This window comes from Bifidobacterium gallicum DSM 20093 = LMG 11596 (assembly GCF_000741205.1).
GTDB lineage: Bacteria > Actinomycetota > Actinomycetes > Actinomycetales > Bifidobacteriaceae > Bifidobacterium > Bifidobacterium gallicum.
The window spans coordinates 288,179-304,502 of record NZ_JGYW01000004.1 but is presented as its reverse complement, the minus strand read 5'-3'; the positions used below and the strand labels follow the sequence as shown (position 1 = coordinate 304,502).

At 58.2% G+C, this 16,324-nt stretch carries 14 protein-coding genes and 1 other RNA gene; 8 read left to right on the top strand and 7 right to left on the bottom strand.

What is annotated here, in order from left to right:
- The first annotated feature begins 49 nt into the window (after positions 1-49).
- The 4 genes from BGLCM_RS04075 (at position 50) to ssrA (ending at position 4,700) form a co-directional block, all read left to right on the top strand.
- A complete protein-coding gene (locus tag BGLCM_RS04075) occupies positions 50-1,234 on the top strand; it encodes a UDP-N-acetylglucosamine--N-acetylmuramyl-(pentapeptide) pyrophosphoryl-undecaprenol N-acetylglucosamine transferase (protein WP_044084810.1) in 1,185 nt (394 codons plus the stop codon).
- 91 nt (positions 1,235-1,325) lie between these two features.
- On the top strand, positions 1,326-2,891 hold the full coding sequence (murC, locus tag BGLCM_RS04070) for a UDP-N-acetylmuramate--L-alanine ligase (protein ID WP_006294290.1): 1,566 nt from the start codon (positions 1,326-1,328) through the stop codon (positions 2,889-2,891).
- Positions 2,891-4,144: a cell division protein FtsQ/DivIB gene (locus BGLCM_RS04065; RefSeq protein WP_238548629.1), complete on the top strand. Its 1,254-nt coding sequence runs from the start codon at positions 2,891-2,893 to the stop codon at positions 4,142-4,144. The genes murC and BGLCM_RS04065 overlap by 1 nt, the downstream gene beginning before the upstream one ends.
- Before the next feature lie 157 nt (positions 4,145-4,301).
- Positions 4,302-4,700, top strand: a transfer-messenger RNA (tmRNA) gene (gene ssrA, locus BGLCM_RS08285).
- Positions 4,701-4,761: 61 nt separating this feature from the next.
- Here ssrA and BGLCM_RS08770 read toward each other — a convergent pair.
- From BGLCM_RS08770 to BGLCM_RS04050, 4 genes are all read right to left on the bottom strand, one after another.
- Complete coding sequence (locus tag BGLCM_RS08770) at positions 4,762-5,118, bottom strand: PolC-type DNA polymerase III domain-containing protein (protein ID WP_420796151.1); 357 nt, start codon at positions 5,116-5,118, stop codon at positions 4,762-4,764.
- Between the two features lie 420 nt (positions 5,119-5,538).
- Positions 5,539-6,018, bottom strand: a complete 480-nt coding sequence (gene dtd / locus BGLCM_RS04060) for a D-aminoacyl-tRNA deacylase (RefSeq protein WP_044084916.1) — start codon at positions 6,016-6,018, stop codon at positions 5,539-5,541.
- A gap of 117 nt (positions 6,019-6,135) precedes the next feature.
- Positions 6,136-6,801: an NAD(P)H-binding protein gene (locus BGLCM_RS04055; protein ID WP_006294295.1), complete on the bottom strand. Its 666-nt coding sequence runs from the start codon at positions 6,799-6,801 to the stop codon at positions 6,136-6,138.
- Between the two features lie 200 nt (positions 6,802-7,001).
- Positions 7,002-8,588: an aminopeptidase P family protein gene (locus BGLCM_RS04050; protein WP_044084807.1), complete on the bottom strand. Its 1,587-nt coding sequence runs from the start codon at positions 8,586-8,588 to the stop codon at positions 7,002-7,004.
- Positions 8,589-8,885: 297 nt separating this feature from the next.
- On the opposite strand from BGLCM_RS04050, the gene BGLCM_RS04045 reads away from it, so the two are divergent.
- Positions 8,886-10,463, top strand: a complete 1,578-nt coding sequence (locus BGLCM_RS04045) for a bifunctional folylpolyglutamate synthase/dihydrofolate synthase (RefSeq protein ID WP_044084915.1) — start codon at positions 8,886-8,888, stop codon at positions 10,461-10,463.
- Between the two features lie 166 nt (positions 10,464-10,629).
- Here BGLCM_RS04045 and BGLCM_RS04040 read toward each other — a convergent pair whose 3' ends face one another.
- Together BGLCM_RS04040 and BGLCM_RS04035 are read right to left on the bottom strand one after the other, a co-directional pair.
- Positions 10,630-11,727 carry a lipid II:glycine glycyltransferase FemX gene (locus tag BGLCM_RS04040; protein ID WP_006294301.1) on the bottom strand — a complete coding sequence of 366 codons (1,098 nt, stop codon included), beginning with the start codon at positions 11,725-11,727 and terminating at the stop codon, positions 10,630-10,632.
- 103 nt (positions 11,728-11,830) lie between these two features.
- Positions 11,831-13,405 carry a UDP-N-acetylmuramoyl-L-alanyl-D-glutamate--2,6-diaminopimelate ligase gene (locus BGLCM_RS04035; RefSeq protein ID WP_006294302.1) on the bottom strand — a complete coding sequence of 525 codons (1,575 nt, stop codon included), beginning with the start codon at positions 13,403-13,405 and terminating at the stop codon, positions 11,831-11,833.
- Between the two features lie 195 nt (positions 13,406-13,600).
- Here BGLCM_RS04035 and BGLCM_RS04030 point away from each other — a divergent pair, with 195 nt between their 5' ends.
- The 3 genes from BGLCM_RS04030 to BGLCM_RS08765 all read left to right on the top strand — a co-directional run bounded on the left by BGLCM_RS04030 (position 13,601) and on the right by BGLCM_RS08765 (position 15,055).
- Entirely contained in the window at positions 13,601-14,395 is a 795-nt protein-coding gene (locus BGLCM_RS04030) for a sigma-70 family RNA polymerase sigma factor (protein ID WP_006294304.1), read from the top strand.
- 122 nt (positions 14,396-14,517) lie between these two features.
- Positions 14,518-14,865, top strand: a complete 348-nt coding sequence (locus BGLCM_RS08040) for a hypothetical protein (protein ID WP_148401494.1) — start codon at positions 14,518-14,520, stop codon at positions 14,863-14,865.
- Positions 14,866-14,980: 115 nt separating this feature from the next.
- Positions 14,981-15,055 carry a 50S ribosomal protein bL37 gene (locus BGLCM_RS08765; RefSeq protein ID WP_420796150.1) on the top strand — a complete coding sequence of 25 codons (75 nt, stop codon included), beginning with the start codon at positions 14,981-14,983 and terminating at the stop codon, positions 15,053-15,055.
- A 176-nt stretch (positions 15,056-15,231) separates the two neighbouring features.
- On the opposite strand, the gene BGLCM_RS04020 is transcribed toward BGLCM_RS08765, so the two are convergent.
- Positions 15,232-16,209 (bottom strand): aldose 1-epimerase family protein, encoded by a 978-nt coding sequence (locus tag BGLCM_RS04020; RefSeq protein ID WP_044084805.1) that lies wholly within the window; start codon positions 16,207-16,209, stop codon positions 15,232-15,234.
- Between the last annotated feature and the right edge of the window lie 115 nt (positions 16,210-16,324).

The following is a 16,324-nucleotide window of genomic DNA, read 5'->3' as shown; positions in this document are numbered from 1 at the left end:
ACGCGTTGCCGCGATACAGTGGCAGCATACGCAGATGAAGAGGAACACCATGGCAACAGCGACCAAGCACATTATTCTGGCTGGCGGAGGCACCGCCGGCCACGTCAACCCGTTACTGGCGGTAGGGGCGGCCATTCGTCGTCTCGACCCTGATGCGCAAGTCAGCGCGTTGGGCACGGCCGTGGGATTGGAATCGGATTTGGTGCCGGCTGCAGGGTTCGAACTCGACACGATTGAGAAAGTGCCATTCCCTCGCCGCCCCAACGCCTACCTGTTCCAGTTCCCGGCAAAATGGCGCAAAGAAACCAAACGTGTGCGCCAGATCATTGCAGATCGCCAGGCGGATGTGATTGTGGGCTTTGGCGGATACGCCTCCGCTCCCGCTTATGCGGCTGCGCACAAACTCGGCATTCCCGTGATTATTCATGAACAGAACGCGCGTGCTGGCATGGCCAACAAGCTTGGCGCCCGCTGGGCGAGCTACGTGGGTACGGCGTATGACGGTACGGGGCTCAACGGCAACGCGCATACCACGATTGAACGTGTCGGACTGCCCTTACGCCCGGCCATCGCCGACCTGGCCGCACGGTTGCAAGACGACCGCGCAGCGGTGCGCCGTCAAGAAGCTGCCGCGTTGGGCTTGGACCCTGACCGGCCGATTGTGCTTGTCACCGGTGGCTCATTGGGAGCCGTCAGCTTGAATCGTGCTGTGGCAGGAGCTGCCAAGGAATTGCTGGAGCACGCGCAAATCGTACATTTGACTGGCAAAGGCAAAAGCGCCGAAGTGCGTGCGCATGTGTCGCATAGCGCGGGTTCGGGCGCGTTGACGGGTCTGGCAGCGGATGCCGAACCAGGTCATGACTACCATATGGCCGAATATCTGGAACGCATCGACCATGCGTTCGGATGCGCCGACCTCGTGATTTGCCGCTCGGGTGCTGGCATGGTCAGCGAGTTGACGGCACTGGGCCTTCCTGCGATTTATGTGCCGTTGCCCATCGGCAATGGTGAGCAACGCTTCAATGCGCAACCCGTCGTGGACGCTCAAGGCGGCCTGCTTGTCAACGATGCCGATTTCACTGCGGATTGGGTGCGTGAGCATGTGCCGGCACTGCTCGCCAATCCCGACACGTTGCGCCAGTACGGCCAACAAGCATGGACCTATGGCATCAGGGATGCGGCCGAACGCATGGCGCGCACGATTTTGCAAGCAGCCGACAACAACGCGCAGTAACACACAGTATGGCAATGTGGTTGCCAATCAACAGCGCAACAATGCCGTATCGGAGCATAGTTGGAATCCAATCAATGGATGAGGAGGAACCATGGATGAGGAACAACACATGATCGAGGTGCACCTCGATCCCACCGCCAACGCTTTCGGCATCGGTGGGGGCGAGGCTAATGCTTCGCGAACATTGGGCCGCACTCATTTCATTGGTATTGGTGGTGCCGGCATGAGCGTGCTGGCCGAAATGCTACAGCAGCGCCAAGGCGAGGTGCAAGGCTCGGATCGTGCCGTATCGGCCAAAACAGAACGATTGACGAACCAAGGCGTGGATGTGCGCATCGGCCAACAGGCCAGCAACATCAGTCATGTGACCACTGTCGTCTATTCCAGCGCGATCAAGCCGGACAATCCGGAAATCCAGGAAGCCGCACGTCAAGGATTGGCCATTGTGCACCGCAGCGACATTTTGGCATGGCTGATGGATGGCAAACGTGCCGTGACGGTGGCTGGCGCCCATGGCAAAAGCACCACAAGCGCCCTATTGGCCCATATCCTCGTGACGGCGGGTCAAGGCGATTTGGCTGATCCCAGTTACGCGATTGGCGCTTCGATCCAAGGTCCCGATGGCACCACGCGTGATGGGGGACACACGGGAACTGGTGATGTGCTCGTTGCTGAAGCTGATGAATCCGATGGCAGCTTCGCCAAATACCATCCGACGATTGCAATCATCACGAATGCCGAACCGGACCATCTAGACCATTACGGCACAGCGGACCGGTATCATGCGGCATTTGTGAACCATGCGTCGCATGCCACGCAATCAGTGATTCTGTGCGTGGACGATCCGGGTGCACGCAGTGTGTTGCAAGGTATGGATGCGCTCACAGCTTCGCGCACGATCACCTACGGCACCACGGCTCGCGAGGAACTTGGCGACCTGAACGGCGCCACGTTCGTCTCGATCAGTGATGAGCAGGAAACAGCCGGTGACGGCAGTGAACGGTTTGTCATCGATATGCCGGCACGCGTGGCGCACGCGGCCACAGTCGTGCCCGTGACGCTGTCGATTCCCGGCATCCACAACGCACGCAATGCCACGGCCGCAATCATCGCGGCCACGTTGCTCGGTATGGATCCGTTCGTGGCGGCCCAAGCCGCAACATCGTTCCATGGTGCCGCTCGCCGTTTTGATATCAAGGGCACCGTCAACGGCGTGACCGTCGTGGATGATTATGCGCATCATCCCACTGAGATTGCGGCATTGCTGACGGCCGCTCGCCGCCGCTATCCCAAAGCGCGGCTGCATGTGTTGTTCCAACCGCATCTGTTCTCGCGCACCCAGTTCTTCGCCCAGGAATTCGCCCAAGCGTTGGCATTGGCTGATGATGTGATTGTCACGGGCATTTTCCCGGCTCGCGAACGCCAGGAGGATTTCGCTAATGTCACGGCCCACACCATTGTGGAGCAGGCCGAGGGCATCACTGACCATGCGCAGCCGTGGATCAGCGACATGGATGACATGCAGGAGGCGGCCGCCGCAGTGGTCGAGCGTGTGCAACCGGGTGATGTGGTGTTGACTGTGGGCGCCGGCGATATCACAACGGTGACCGCGCAGCTGCTTGACCTGTTGGGCGATCACGCCCCAAGGGAGGCCTGATGGCTCGACGCACGCCGCGCTCAGCATCATCATCCCCACAGCATCCATCCGACCAGCCACGGTCGGCACGCTCTGTGGTGTCTTCGGGAAATCAATCATCGAAACAACCGCAGCAACGTAAGGGGCGTGCGGTGCGTTCGATGCGCTCAACAGCCCAGCCCACGCACGAACAGCAGCAAACCGTGCCGCGCAAGACGCGCGTCATGTCGTCGAGCTCCGGCACGGCAACGAACCGTGATGCCGCAACGCGAACGACGCAAAAGCAGAAGCGTGTCAAGCATGTGTTGAGCCGGAAGGTGAGTTTTTCGGCGGCCAAAGGCAAACCGCGCACGATCACGTCGCGCGACGCGAAGGACCGCCAAGCGCCGCAAGCCGTGTCGGTACTCAACCGCAGCACTCCCGGATCGTTCGTGGACGCGCGCAAGATGCCGAGTGAAGATGTGGTGCGTAAAACGCTCGACGAGACGACGCAATCAATGGGCGTGGTCGTGCGCCCGAAAGTGCTGGATTTTGCGAACCGGCACAAGGAACGCCGTAGCGTTGAGGTGCGCACGGTGCTCGTGCGTGCGGGCATCATTGCAGCTGTGATCGCGGCGATTGCGGGAATCATTTGGGTGCTGTTTTTCTCGCCGATGCTGCGTCTTGACGCGTCCAATATCACGGTGTCGGGCGCGAATGATTGGGTCAATGAAACGCGTATCATGTCGATTGCGCGCACCCAAGCCGGCAAGTCGCTGCTGCTCGTGTCGGACGCGGCCGTGGAAGACGACCTCAAGAACATTCCAGGCGTCTCCCAAGCCGAGGCCACGAAAAAATTCCCGAACAAATTTGACGTCTCGATTGTGTCGCAACGGCCGGCAGCGATGCTCAAAAAACGTGGCACCGACCAGTTGACGGCCGTCGACAGTCGGGGACGTATTCTCAACTCGGTTGAGGGCAAAAAGGTCGATGGCATTCCCGTGATTGAAGTGGACGATGCCGCGGATGCGGTCAAATCCAAGGGAGTGCTGGCGGCGTTGACGATTCTTGACGCGCTGCCGGAATGGATGCGCAGTGAAGTCACGCAGGTGACGGCGGCCACGCAGGATTCGATCATTACGAAACTCAACACGGGCGTGACTGTGGATTGGGGGAGTGCGGCCGACTTGAAACTCAAGCTCGCCGTGGTTGACAAAATCATCAACGACCCCAATATTCTGGGCAACAAAACGGAAGTGAACGTCAGCGCCCCGCAGCGACCGATCATTAAATGAGTCGAGTGGTCGGCGTGTTTGTCTGAATCCCGTTGGGCTTGGCTGAGCGGAAAAGATGGAGTGTCGGCTTGCGGCGCACGACTGGCCGGACTATATTGAAAAGTCCGGCCTAGCGTCGGGATGGTTTGATAATTCAAGGATTCTTGAATGCGAATTCGGGGCCGATCGGTTTCGACGGTGACCTGTTCGCTTCGGGGAAGCGTGCCGAGAACGATGAGTCCACTCGTGATGCCCTCATCAAAAGAATAAGTGCTAAATCTAACCGCACTGAGTTCGCTCTCGCTGCCTGATAGCGTTTACCGCCAGGATTAACCAGCGAGCAGCCGCTCCGTCCACTCCCTCATGTCTTCGGAGGGATGTTGGGCGTCGTTAAGAAGACTTGCCCAGTTTCCGGTGTTCCAGCGGGAATTGGGGACTTTTTCTGGAGCTATGCTCGCCAACAATCGTCTGTGATCTGTTGGGGGCAGAAAAACTGCCGTATGGCCTACAGAATACGCACGTAGAAGACTGAAGGTACGGTCACCGGACCGGGGTTCAATTCCCCGCGGCTCCACCATACAAAAGCGCCATCCTCCCATGGATGGCGCTTTTTTTTGTTGCAATACCAACGATTGGGGTTAATGGACAAAAAGTGTGTAAGTCGTTAGTCGGTGTCGGGTCGTGGGGTGTTGGTGTGGGATTCGTTCCAGTCGATGCCGGTGCCGTGGCGTTGGGGGCATGCCGTACTCGTCGCGTAGTCCTTGTGGTGGGTGTCGCCACGCGTTCTCGTACCCCACATTGTGTCCGATGACCGTCAACCCTTGTAACGCGGAAATGAAACCGGGCATCACGTACCCAGCGTCAGGGGCGTCAAGAAAATCATCCGGCCTGATTCCGGTCAACAACGTCGACGACCATGGTGGCGGATTCTCCGGCTGGATGAGCTGACCGAACTGATAGGACACTTCGGTGCCACGCAACCGCAAAGCGTCCACCTCAATGACTTCCACGGACGGACCCGCCCCAATGATCTCGACATCCAAGACCACGCGTCGGATATCGATGCCCTCTGCATAAAACGTTCAAACGTATTTAACGGCATGTAGCCATTGGGCACCATTGGTTTGCGGACATTCAACACGGAAGCATCGTTGGAGGAGGGAGTACGCGCCTCTTACTTCTGATGCTTGCCTCTTCCGAACAACCAAGAAAACAGACCCATAACTTTCCTTGGTGGTACAAACGCATGCATTTTTGGCTCGAATCCGTATCGCCGTTGTGCCACCGTGGTACAAACACGCTACATATTCGCTTCCCAACGCCTAATCTGTACTGTTTTTGTACCACGGTGGTACAAAAACGGTACATCCGCATCCATCTGGTTGCGTCTCCGGACCCAAAGTAACCCAGATAAACTAGCGCATCAGCTCATCGGTATCGAACAGGATTGTGACGGGGCCGTCGTTGGTCAGGTTGACGCGCATGTGGGCGCCGAAGCGGCCTTCGAGCACGGTGAACCCGTGGTTGGCGAGCGCCTTGTTGAACGCATGCCAGACTTGTTCGGCGTGGGCGGGGGAGCCGGCTTCGATGAAGCTGGGGCGGTTGCCTTTGCGCACATTGCCGTAGAGCGTGAACTGTGAAATCGAGAGCACGGCACCATCTACGTCGGCCAACGAACGATTCATTTTGCCTTCATTGTCTTCGAACACGCGCAGGTTCGCGATTTTGCGGGCGAGCCAGGCGATTTGTTCATCGCCGTCGCTGTCTTTGACGGCCACGAGCAGCATGTATCCCGTGCCAATATGCTGGGGCTCGAATGAAGGGTCGGGCAGTCCCGTTTGTTCGTCAACGACGTTGACGGATGCTTGCGATACTTTTTGCAGAACAATACGCATAATGCCGAGCATAGAACAACCAGCGGAGCCCCGAAGCTGCAATCAGCTTCGGGGCTCCGCCAAGTCGGCGCTACACATGTCCGCGCTCAAGACCCGTGGGATGTGATGAGATCCGACTCACATCCACGACGGCTTGTCGCCGTCGGTGCCGGGCTTGTCGATGCCCAGCGACTCGTTGATGTTTTGCTCAGGATTGTTGATGATTTCAGCGACCACGGTGGCCACGGACAGGCGTGAAACTTCAGTGCCCTTGAATGGTTCGCCCTTCTGCGTGATTTCGTAGGAGACTTCATCGTTGTCGGTCAGCCACGCCGGGCGGATAATCGTGTAATCAAGACCGCTTTCCTCAATGACCTTGGCGGCTTCGGCGTATTCGACGAGGATGTGGCCCAACGTCTTGCGGTTCCAGTCGCCGTACACGCCGGGGACTTCATCATAGATGCCCAAGGAGGAAATCCAGATCAGGCGCGACACCTTGGCCGACTTCATCGCGTCGACGACGGACTCGGCCTGGTCGACCGTGTTCGGATGGTCGTTGTCGGTGCTGCCAGCCAGGTTGGCGTACACGACGGAAGCGCCACGGATGGCTTCGGCGAGCTTGCCGGTTTCCATGACGTCGCCTTCCACGACCTGCACATGCTCGTTTTCGCGAATGTCGCTGTCAATCTTGCGAGGATGCGGCGCATAGAGCACCAAATCCATGCCCTTCTCCAACAGAATCGGTTCGGCCAGTTTGGCAATACGGCCTGCGGCACCGAGAATGGCGACCTTCTGAGTCATCATGTCCCCCTTATAAGAACAGCGAGAGGACACCACAACCAGGGCTGTGGCATCCTCTCTTCACACTCATAAACTACGTCACCGTCCAACCTGGTGACGCGTCAACACGTCACCATCGTAGGAATGCCAATGCAGTGTCGAACGCCATCACGCTAAAGGCCAAAGAGTGCCGTGCTGCTCTCGCTGTGGGCTCAAGACACCGTTCAGCGGTTCTGTGCGCCTTCCGCGGCCATTTGAGCCATCCAGGCTTCCACCTCGTCAATCTGCTTGGGGATGCCTGCCGAAATCCATTCAGGGCCGTTTTCGGTCATCAGCACGTCATCCTCAATACGGATGCCGATGCCGCGGTATTCCTCAGGAATCATCAGGTCGTCCTCACGGAAATACAAGCCAGGTTCAATCGTGAACACCATGCCCGGTTCAATCGGCGCGCCCTGGTAGGACTCGTAGCGCGCCTGCGCGCAATCATGCACATCCAACCCCAAGTGGTGTGCCACGCCACAGGCGAGCCAACGGCGATGCTGCTGACCTTCAGGGGAGAGCGACTCTTCCACATCCACGGGCAAAATGCCCCATTCGTGCAAGCGTTCAGCGATTACACGCATGCATGCATGGTGAATGTCTGAATAGGTGGCACCCACTTTGGCCGCTTCAAAACCGGCTTGCTGCGAGTCCAACACGGCCTGGTAGAGGCGCTTTTGGAAGTCCGTGAACTTGCCGTTCGTCGGGAATGTGCGCGTGATGTCGGCCGTATAGAGGCTGTCGACTTCCACGCCCGCGTCAATCAGCAGCAGCTCGTTGTCGCCGACCACACCCGTGTTGCGTTCCCAATGCAGGATCGGCGCATGCGCGCCCGAGGCGATGATGGTGTCATAACCGACCTCGTTGCCCTCCTCACGCGAAATCGCATTGAACGCGCCTTCAAGCATGCGTTCGGAACGCGGCTTGCCAATGGCCGACGGCAGCTTGCGCAAAATGTTGTCAAACCCGAGTTTCGTGGCCGCCACAGCCTTGCGAATCTCACCAACTTCGTATGCGTCCTTGCATTTACGCTGTTCGGAAGCGAACTCCAGCAGCTTATTATCGTCCCCTTCATGCTCCACGCGGTCCGGGTCACCCGTCGTCAAACGTACTTCATTGACAATACCGGTAATCTGCGGGTCGGTTTTGGCAATCACGCGCATGCGCACGCCATCCTTGGCGAGCGCGTCAGACAGACGCGCAATATCATGGGTTTCCAAGCCCGTCATCGCGGCCATTTCCTTCAGGCCCGCGCGCGGACCCACCCAGTACTCGCCATAATGCGGGTCTTCAAAGAAATCGGTCGTGTAATGGTTGGCACGTGGTGCCACAAACAGTTGCGCCGTGTGCGTCTGACCAGCTTTGGCTTCCGGGGAGTCCAGATCGGTCGGGTCAAGCACGAGCACGGAACCCGCCTCATAATCCTCACCCAAGCCCGTGTAATAGATGAACGCCGAATCAGGACGGAACTTGTAGTCGCAATCATTGTTGCGCACCTTGGGCTGACCGGCCGGAATCACGAGGCGTTCGCCCGGGAACGCGGCTCCCAGCGCCGCCAGACGTGCAGGCGTGTACGCGGCCGATTCGTAACGCTCAATCTCCGGTTCGTTGTCATCCCAGCCTGTTGACATGAACTCGACAAACGACTGCGACTGCGGGCGCAGCGAACGGTTGTTCACACGGTCGGCCATGTCTTGGTCGTCACCGGGAGCCATGGCGGCTTCCCGTGCTTCATATTCCTTGTCTTGTTCAGTGATCACGTCGGCCATTTGTTGCTCCTTGCCAGCTCTCACGACTCTTGACTCTTGGCTCTTGAAGAGAACGCCATCAGCGTTGCGTTCCATTGCTGTTCATCGTAACCAACCGCGCCGAACTCGCCCCCGTTGGCACACCTTCCTAGAATGGTGCTCCAGCAAGTACGCGCCCGCGTCAACCATCACACTCGCGCCACCCATCACGCAGAAAGGTCGCCCATGGTATCGCCACAGCCCAGTGAACAGGAACAGTACACCACGTCCGGTCAGCAGCGTCTCGAACAGCAGTATCGCGCTGTGGAAGCCAACATCATGGCCCGTCCGAGCGAGCGCAACACAACGAACCTTGATTTGCAGCGCATGCGCATGATCCTCGACCTGTTTGGCAATCCCGAACGTTCGCTGCGCGTGATCCATGTGACAGGCACGAACGGCAAGGGGTCCACGGCCCGCATGGCTGAAGCGTTGTGCCGCGCCTACGGGTTGCGCACGGGTTTGTACACGTCACCGCATCTGGAAAGCGTCACCGAACGCATCATGCTCGACGGCCAACGCATTTCCAGGGAAGACTTCATTGAGTTGTGGGACCAGGTCAAGGATCTGATCGCGCTCGTCGACGCCCAGATGGACCAGCAAGGTTCCCCGCGCATGAGTTTCTTCGAGGTGCTCACGGCCATGGCCATTTGGAAGTTCGCTGACGAACCCGTCGACGTGGCCATTGTGGAAGTTGGCATGGGCGGCCGCTGGGATGCGACGAACGTGCTCGACGCCGACGCGGCGATCATCGGTCCCGTCGACATGGACCACATGGCTTGGTTGGGCAATGATGTGCGCGATATTGCCGCGGAGAAAGCCGGCATCATCAAACCCGACTGCACGGCCATCATCGGCCCGCAGCCGCACGCCGACGCCGTCATGCCGATCCTCGAGGAGGCCGCGACCCAAGCGCATGCGCGCCTGATCCGTGACGGTCAGGAAGCCGCCGTGCTTTCCCGCGTGCCGGCAGTGGGAGGCCAGCTTGTTACGTTGCGCACTCCCAACGGTACGTACACTGAGGTGCCTGTTGACAAGTTCGGGGAGCATCAGGCTCATAACGCGCTCGCAGCTTTGTGCGCCGCAGAAATCATTATTCCTGTCAACGGGCCGCTCGACGGCGACTTGGTTGCCCAAGCCTTGGGCAACGTGAAAATTCCGGGCCGTATTGAGCAGATCCGCAACTCGCCGACGATTATTTTGGACGGCGGTCACAACCTCAACTCGGCGGAAGCGTTACGTGAGACGCTCGAGGAGAACTACGATTTCGAACAGCTGGTGGGCGTCGTCGCCATGATGAAAGACAAGCAGGTCGAAGAATATCTGGGCGTGCTGGAACCCGTGCTGTCCGAAATTATTGTGACGCAAAATTCGTGGGCCGCGCGCTGCATGCCGCTCGACGAGATCGAGCGGATCGCCGTGCACGTGTTCGGCCGCGAGCGCGTGACGGCGATCGAGGACCTGCCGAGTGCGATCCAGGCGGCTGTGGACCGTGTGGACGCTGCGGACGAAGTGGGCGTCGGCTACGGCCACGGTGTGCTGATTTGCGGCAGTTTCGTAACGGCGGGTGACGCGCGCATCCTGCTGAAGGAATCCATCCATCCCGACTTGCAGCTGCCCAAGGATCAGCGCGTGCACCAGCTGGGCGTCGACCCGCTGCCGCGCACGGATGCTGCACACGTTGCGGACGGTCTGGAGGATGCGGCCGAACTGGATTTTGAAACGGATGCGAACCCCGATTTTGATCCCAACGACGTGCATTCGCTGCTGCTCGGCCCCGACTTGCGTTTGGATGACGACGATCTGGACGACATCCTCGACTTGGACGAGGATGACGACACGGATCTGCACAGCTGAACGCTGTTCCAGCACGCTTCAGCCCCGTCAAACCGGTACGGTTGGCGGGGCTGCACTATTGCTCGGCTGGTTTCGCAGCAGCGTGGGCACGGCGTTCATGGGCGTGAGGACAATACTGATTTCTGCCACCCGGCCCGTGCCCGTCGCAATGCTCTTCACAGGCGCCTCACTGTTTGGCGGCCGCCTTCGCAGTGTCGTCCTGGCCTTTGGTCTTCGCTGCAGTGTGGTCCTGATCAGTGTTCGTGTCATGATGCTTGAGGCCACGCAGTTTGGCACGCGCGGATTTGAGTAGGGTCAGCGTGCGATACAAGCCCTTTTTGATCGGGATGTCGTGGCCGCCGGCAATCGTCGTGGTTTCCTTAGCGAACTTCGTCTTGAAATTGTTCAAGGATTTGAGCGAGGGAGCGAAATCGTTACCGATACCCATCAAATCCATAGTGGTGAAGCCTTCATCACCCAGTTCCGTCATGATTTGGCCGAGCATCTTGTCGGGGATTTTCTCATTGCGCGCATCGCTGGCCATGCAAGCGTAGTAGTAGACGACCGATGTGCCATGCAGTGTGATGATCGTCCACGCGTGCACGGCGCCATCCACACGCGCCGCATAGAGTCGCGCATGATCGCCCAACTTGACAAGCATGTCAACGTAATCGCTCATCGGAGCCGGGGAGAACCCGTCGCGTGCCGCGGTGTCCACCATGACCTGGTAGTACTCAGAAAAATCCTTGACAGCTTGTGCTGTTTCGTTCGCAATCGTGGCCGGGCTTTCACGCATGGCCTTGCGCACGTCACGGCGGCCGCGGCTCTTCATGCGCGACAAAATTGCCTCTTCGCCGCCCGTCAGGTCGACGACAACGGTTTCGTTGTACGGCACGGTCGAGAGTACGGGTAGCACGTCGGCGTGGTCATACCAAGTGTCAATACGCAAAAACGCGATATGACGGTCATGGGAACGCACATAGGCGACCAGCGCGTCAATGAGCTGCTGCTCCTGTTCAGCTGTGGGCTTGGATGCCCATACGGGCCCGTGCATGGCGCGCAAGTAGGAATAGCCGTGCGTGTCCATGCGGATGAGCGAAATCACGGCCACAATGGCGCCTTGGGCGTCGCGGTCGCGCACGAGCAGCATGCCCCACGGCATGCGGCCAGGCACGTCGGCCTGGAAATCCGCCCATACGCCGGTTTGTTCAATCGGCAGTGCCATGCCGTGGTCTTTGGCTTCTTCTTCCATCGTGGCGGCGGGCACACGTTCAATGATCATCATGGGCGTTTTGTACTCCTTGGTTCTGTGCTGATTATGCGCGGCTTGAGGCTGCTTGACGCCGCATTAAGGGCGTGTAGATGTGTAGATGTGGAGGTGTGCGGGCTCATAAACGGTGCAACAAGCGGGCGACCACATGGTCGTCACCCTCGTAGGGCATATGCTTGCCATGCGCCTTGATCCAGCGTTCCTCACCTTTGCCCAACGCCAGGATGACATGCAAACGACCTGAGTCGTCGGCGCGAGCTTCCTCAATAGCGCTTGCAATGGCTTGGGCGCGGTCAAGGATGATGCTGTGGCGCACATCGGGCGCCTGGATGTATGACGCCATGTGTTCGCAAATATCTTGCACGGGTTCCTCGTTGGGATCGTCGGTCGTGAAAATGAAATGGTCGATACGTTGTTCGGCGGCCCTGACCATCTCCTCGCGACGGTCAAGCGCCTTGCCACCAGCCGAACCCGTGATCAGTGTGATTGAAGGCTGCTCCTGGCCCCACTGCAAATCCACGTAATCCAATACCGATGTGACCGAAATGCCATTATGCGCGTAATCCACAATGACCACGGTGTTCGACTCGTCATCACGTGTGGTTTCCATACGGCCCGCAATACGCACCTCGTCCAACGCTTTATAGGCGACGTCGGCGTTGAACGGCACTCCGGCCGCTTCAATCAACGCGATGGCCGCCGCCGCATTGACATAATTGAAGTCACCCGGCATCGCCAACGCAATCGAACCGGCAGGATCGCCAAACACCGTCACATCAAACCGGTCATGGCGTTCATCGGCCGCACCAACCGTGACGAGTCCAAGCGGCGTGCTCTGACCATCATCAGGCAACGTGGAATCCTCAGTACCGAACAAGGTGACAGGCACATCATGCAAATGCGCATCCTGCAACAACAGGCGCACATGGTCACAATCCGCACCCAACACGAGCGCACTCGTATTCGCAATGATCTGACGTTTGCAATACAAATAATCCTCAAACGTGGGATGCTCAATGGGGGAAACATGGTCGGGGGAGATGTTCAAGAAACCGGCCACATCAAAATGCAATCCGTAGACGCGATTGACCTTGTATGACTGACTCGACACCTCCATGACAAGATATTCCATGCCATGTTCGCGAGCCTGACGCATCATGCGGAACGCGTCCAACGATTCAGGTGTAGTCAAATCGGACTCCACATAGTGCACGCCATCAATGCAATTGTCATTGGACGAGAACAACGCGCATTTGCCACCCGACAACGCGTTCAACATGGCCTGCGTGAAATAAGCCGTCGTTGTTTTACCTTTGGTGCCGGTAATGCCGATCACCGTCAGCTCATCCTGCGGATAGTCGTAATACGCGGCAGCCAACAGGCTCAACGCTTGCGTGGCATTGTTGACAATCAAACCCGGAGCGGCCGTGTATGCGCTGTAATCCTCAGTCGCCACATACCAGGCAAGACGTTGCTGATCAATATCTTGCAAATACTCGGCGCGGAACCGGCCTTTGCATACGAGCGCCGAACCTGGGACGACCTGTGTGGTTGAATACGTCAACCCGGTCACCTGGTCGCGATACCCGGGAACATCCGAAGGATTGAGCGTCCAACCATCACGAGTGATAATCTCACGCAACAACCCATGCTCAAACAACAATGCCGCTGCGGATTCGAGACTTAAAGCCATCTGATGCCATCGCTTTCTATTCACGCTTCTGCCATGGCATTCTAATCACACGCCGGTAACGACATGGGCGCCAAGCGATACGGCTTGCATGGACCGCATACTGCCACGCCAAGGGTGCCGTCGGGAACAGTGGTAGCTGGTGACGGCCAATGCGACGAAGCCGCGCACGGCGAACACTCAGACTGGGTTTATAGAATGATGCCTGTGATAGCACAGCAAATACCCCAATACGGCGGTGCGGACGAAAATACGCAAACGCCCGGCTTGCAAGCCGAGGCCCCAGCGTCAGCCGCAACCGCGCTCGCCTCACGTCCCCAACCATCGGTGCCAGCCGAATCGGAAGAAGAACGTCGCGCACGATTCGAGGCATTGGCTCTGCCGGCCGTTGATGCGTTGTATCGCCAAGCCATGAAGTTCACGAACAATCCCGAAGACGCGCAAGACCTCGTGCAAGACACGTTTGAACGTGGGTTCAAAGCGTTTGATTCGTTCCGTCCGGGCTCGAATTTTGAAGCGTGGATGACCACGATTGAAAAGAACGCGTTCTTCAACCAGTACGCCAAAGCCAAGCGCCGGCCACAGCGTGCCAACGGCGCCACTGGCGAATATGACGACTGGGATATTTATGCCGCTTCAGCGCATGCTCCCGAAGAGCTCAAATCAGCCGAGCAGGAATACCTTGATGCGTTCGCGCCCGAAGAAATCATGCGTGCGCTCAACAATCTGCCGCCAGAACGTCGCCAAGTGTTCATTGACGCGGCCATTGATGGCAAACCGTACAAGCAGGTCGCTCAGGAGCAGGGCATCAAGATTGGCACGGTCATGAGCCGTCTGAATCGCGCGCGCACGCAACTCAAGCAAGAGCTCGCGCAATACGCGCAGGAACGCGGATACGGCATGGGATCAGACCATGAACACACTGCTGCCACGAAAACGGGTAAACCGGCACACCAGGCCACGCACGGCACTACGGGAGGGAACGCACAATGAACGATAACGTCGTATCCGGTAGCGCACCTGAGCCTTTGGACCCATCGCAGCCGGCACCAGGCCGCGTGGCAGGGTTCACTCCCGCAACCGCCTCACCGGCGGCTGACCAAACAGCTGACCACATGACTGACCAAACTGCAGATCAGATGGCTGACACTGCTGGTGGCCAAGATGATCATGATGCCGAGTGTGTGGAATCGTGCACGGCCACCACTTGCTTCGACATGAGCAGTTGCGATGAACTGGAAGCCATGCTCATTGAACGCATGCGCACGATGCTGCGTCCGCAAACCGCACCGGAATGCCTCTATGAGCGCATCCGCGCCACGTTGGACCGATGTTGTGAGGAACGTCGCCGCCAGACGTCGTCCATCACGCATGTCACACATGTCACGAGTGTGACGGGCATGCAAGGCACGAGCACGAGCCTGATGCATGCCACAATCATCCACCGCGAGGTGCATGACTAGCGGCGTGTTTGCGCATGCCAAGCGGCAGACCGTCACAGGGGTGACTGGCGAAACGTCGCGTTGGTGTGCGATAATCCCGTAGGCTTACGAACACGTTCAAGCAAAGGAGACCATCATGGGTATGCGCGGCCGCAAGCGCAAGGATCGCCGTAAGAAGAAGGCCAACCACGGCAAGCGTCCCAACGCCTGAGTTGGTGACGGCCTAGGCCGATCAAGCGATAGAGCGAACAGGCTCGAACCCCGAGGTTCGAGCCTGTTCGCATATTCGGCACACTATACAGGCACGCCGCATGCCCCCGTACAGGAGCATGCGGCGTGTCGATAGTTGAGGTTCACCGGTTCGGACGGGTGGCACTCAGGCCGGCATCAGTCGAGGCCGTGCACCACGCTGATCAGCATGTTCGTTTCGCTTGTCTGACCGGCTTCAATCGCAATGAGATCACGCTTCGTGTTGAACGCGTTCGCATAGGCGGTTTGCGGTTCAATCGCCACACCGGCCGGATGCTTGGGTGGCGGGAATCCCGTGCCGGTGCACACCTGGAACGAAGTAATCGTTTCATCTCCGGCCACGCGCACCACCATGCCGTCGGGGCGCGTGAACAATGCGGACGTCCAACCGGACTCGTCATGCGCCACATCGGTCAGCGCATCATCATACGGCTGCTGCGTGAGCGCCAGGCCTTCACGGAAATCGAACTTCGTGCCATCCACACTCTCCACGCCCGTGGGAATCAGGTTGTTATCGACACACACATGCGAGGCTGCCGGGATTTGCAACGTGCAGGCGGCGTTGTCGGCGTCAATCGCATCACCATAATGATGTTTGCCGTTCGAAATCCATGGGTGGATGCCCAATGCCCAAGGGGCCGTGTTCTGGCCATGGTTCGTGGCGCACACGCGGATGTGTATGCCGTCGTCGTCCAACCGGTAGGTGGTGTTGACTACCAGATCGAACGGATAGCCTTCCATGTTGGGCACACGCCATTGCAACGTGACTTCATCTTCACGCAAATCGATGAGTGTCCAAAACGCGCGATACCCATAGCCATGAATGGCGGTATGACGCTCATGCTCGTCAATCGGCAACACATACTCGCAGCCGTCAAACTCGTACGTGGCGTTCGCAATACGGTTCGGGAATGGTACGAGCAATTGGCCTTGGCAGCAGCTGACAATATCATCAGCCCCTGTGGACTCGATCACGTCTTCACCCTGGTAGGTCAGTGCGCGCAATGTGGCGCCCAATTGTGTGACCACAGCCGCGTAATCGCCGTGCCGAATCGAGTATTGCTGCCCTGTGCGAGGCGGCAACGAACATGAACAAGATGATTGTGTACTCGTCATTGAGCTACTCCAACGTGAATAGATAGTGGTTAGGTAAATGAGTGAAATAAGTTCACCGACCAGTGTAGCGGCTTTTTTGCTGCCACGGGTGTTGGAAGTGTCAGCTAAGCTAAGT

What these genes read in the sequence shown, in the direction of transcription:
- BGLCM_RS04055 (WP_006294295.1), bottom strand. Translation starts at nt 6,801, where the DNA reads ATGATGACTCAGAAGGTCGCCATTCTCGGTGCCGCAGGCCGTATTGCC.
- BGLCM_RS04020 (WP_044084805.1), bottom strand. Translation starts at nt 16,209, where the DNA reads ATGACGAGTACACAATCATCTTGTTCATGTTCGTTGCCGCCTCGCACA.
- BGLCM_RS04030 (WP_006294304.1), top strand. Translation starts at nt 13,601, where the DNA reads ATGATGCCTGTGATAGCACAGCAAATACCCCAATACGGCGGTGCGGAC.
- BGLCM_RS04045 (WP_044084915.1), top strand. Translation starts at nt 8,886, where the DNA reads ATGGCCCGTCCGAGCGAGCGCAACACAACGAACCTTGATTTGCAGCGC.
- BGLCM_RS04035 (WP_006294302.1), bottom strand. Translation starts at nt 13,405, where the DNA reads ATGGCTTTAAGTCTCGAATCCGCAGCGGCATTGTTGTTTGAGCATGGG.
- BGLCM_RS04075 (WP_044084810.1), top strand. Translation starts at nt 50, where the DNA reads ATGGCAACAGCGACCAAGCACATTATTCTGGCTGGCGGAGGCACCGCC.
- BGLCM_RS08040 (WP_148401494.1), top strand. Translation starts at nt 14,518, where the DNA reads ATGACTGACCAAACTGCAGATCAGATGGCTGACACTGCTGGTGGCCAA.
- dtd (WP_044084916.1), bottom strand. Translation starts at nt 6,018, where the DNA reads ATGCGTATTGTTCTGCAAAAAGTATCGCAAGCATCCGTCAACGTCGTT.
- BGLCM_RS04040 (WP_006294301.1), bottom strand. Translation starts at nt 11,727, where the DNA reads ATGATGATCATTGAACGTGTGCCCGCCGCCACGATGGAAGAAGAAGCC.
- murC (WP_006294290.1), top strand. Translation starts at nt 1,326, where the DNA reads ATGGATGAGGAACAACACATGATCGAGGTGCACCTCGATCCCACCGCC.
- BGLCM_RS04050 (WP_044084807.1), bottom strand. Translation starts at nt 8,588, where the DNA reads ATGGCCGACGTGATCACTGAACAAGACAAGGAATATGAAGCACGGGAA.
- BGLCM_RS04065 (WP_238548629.1), top strand. Translation starts at nt 2,891, where the DNA reads ATGGCTCGACGCACGCCGCGCTCAGCATCATCATCCCCACAGCATCCA.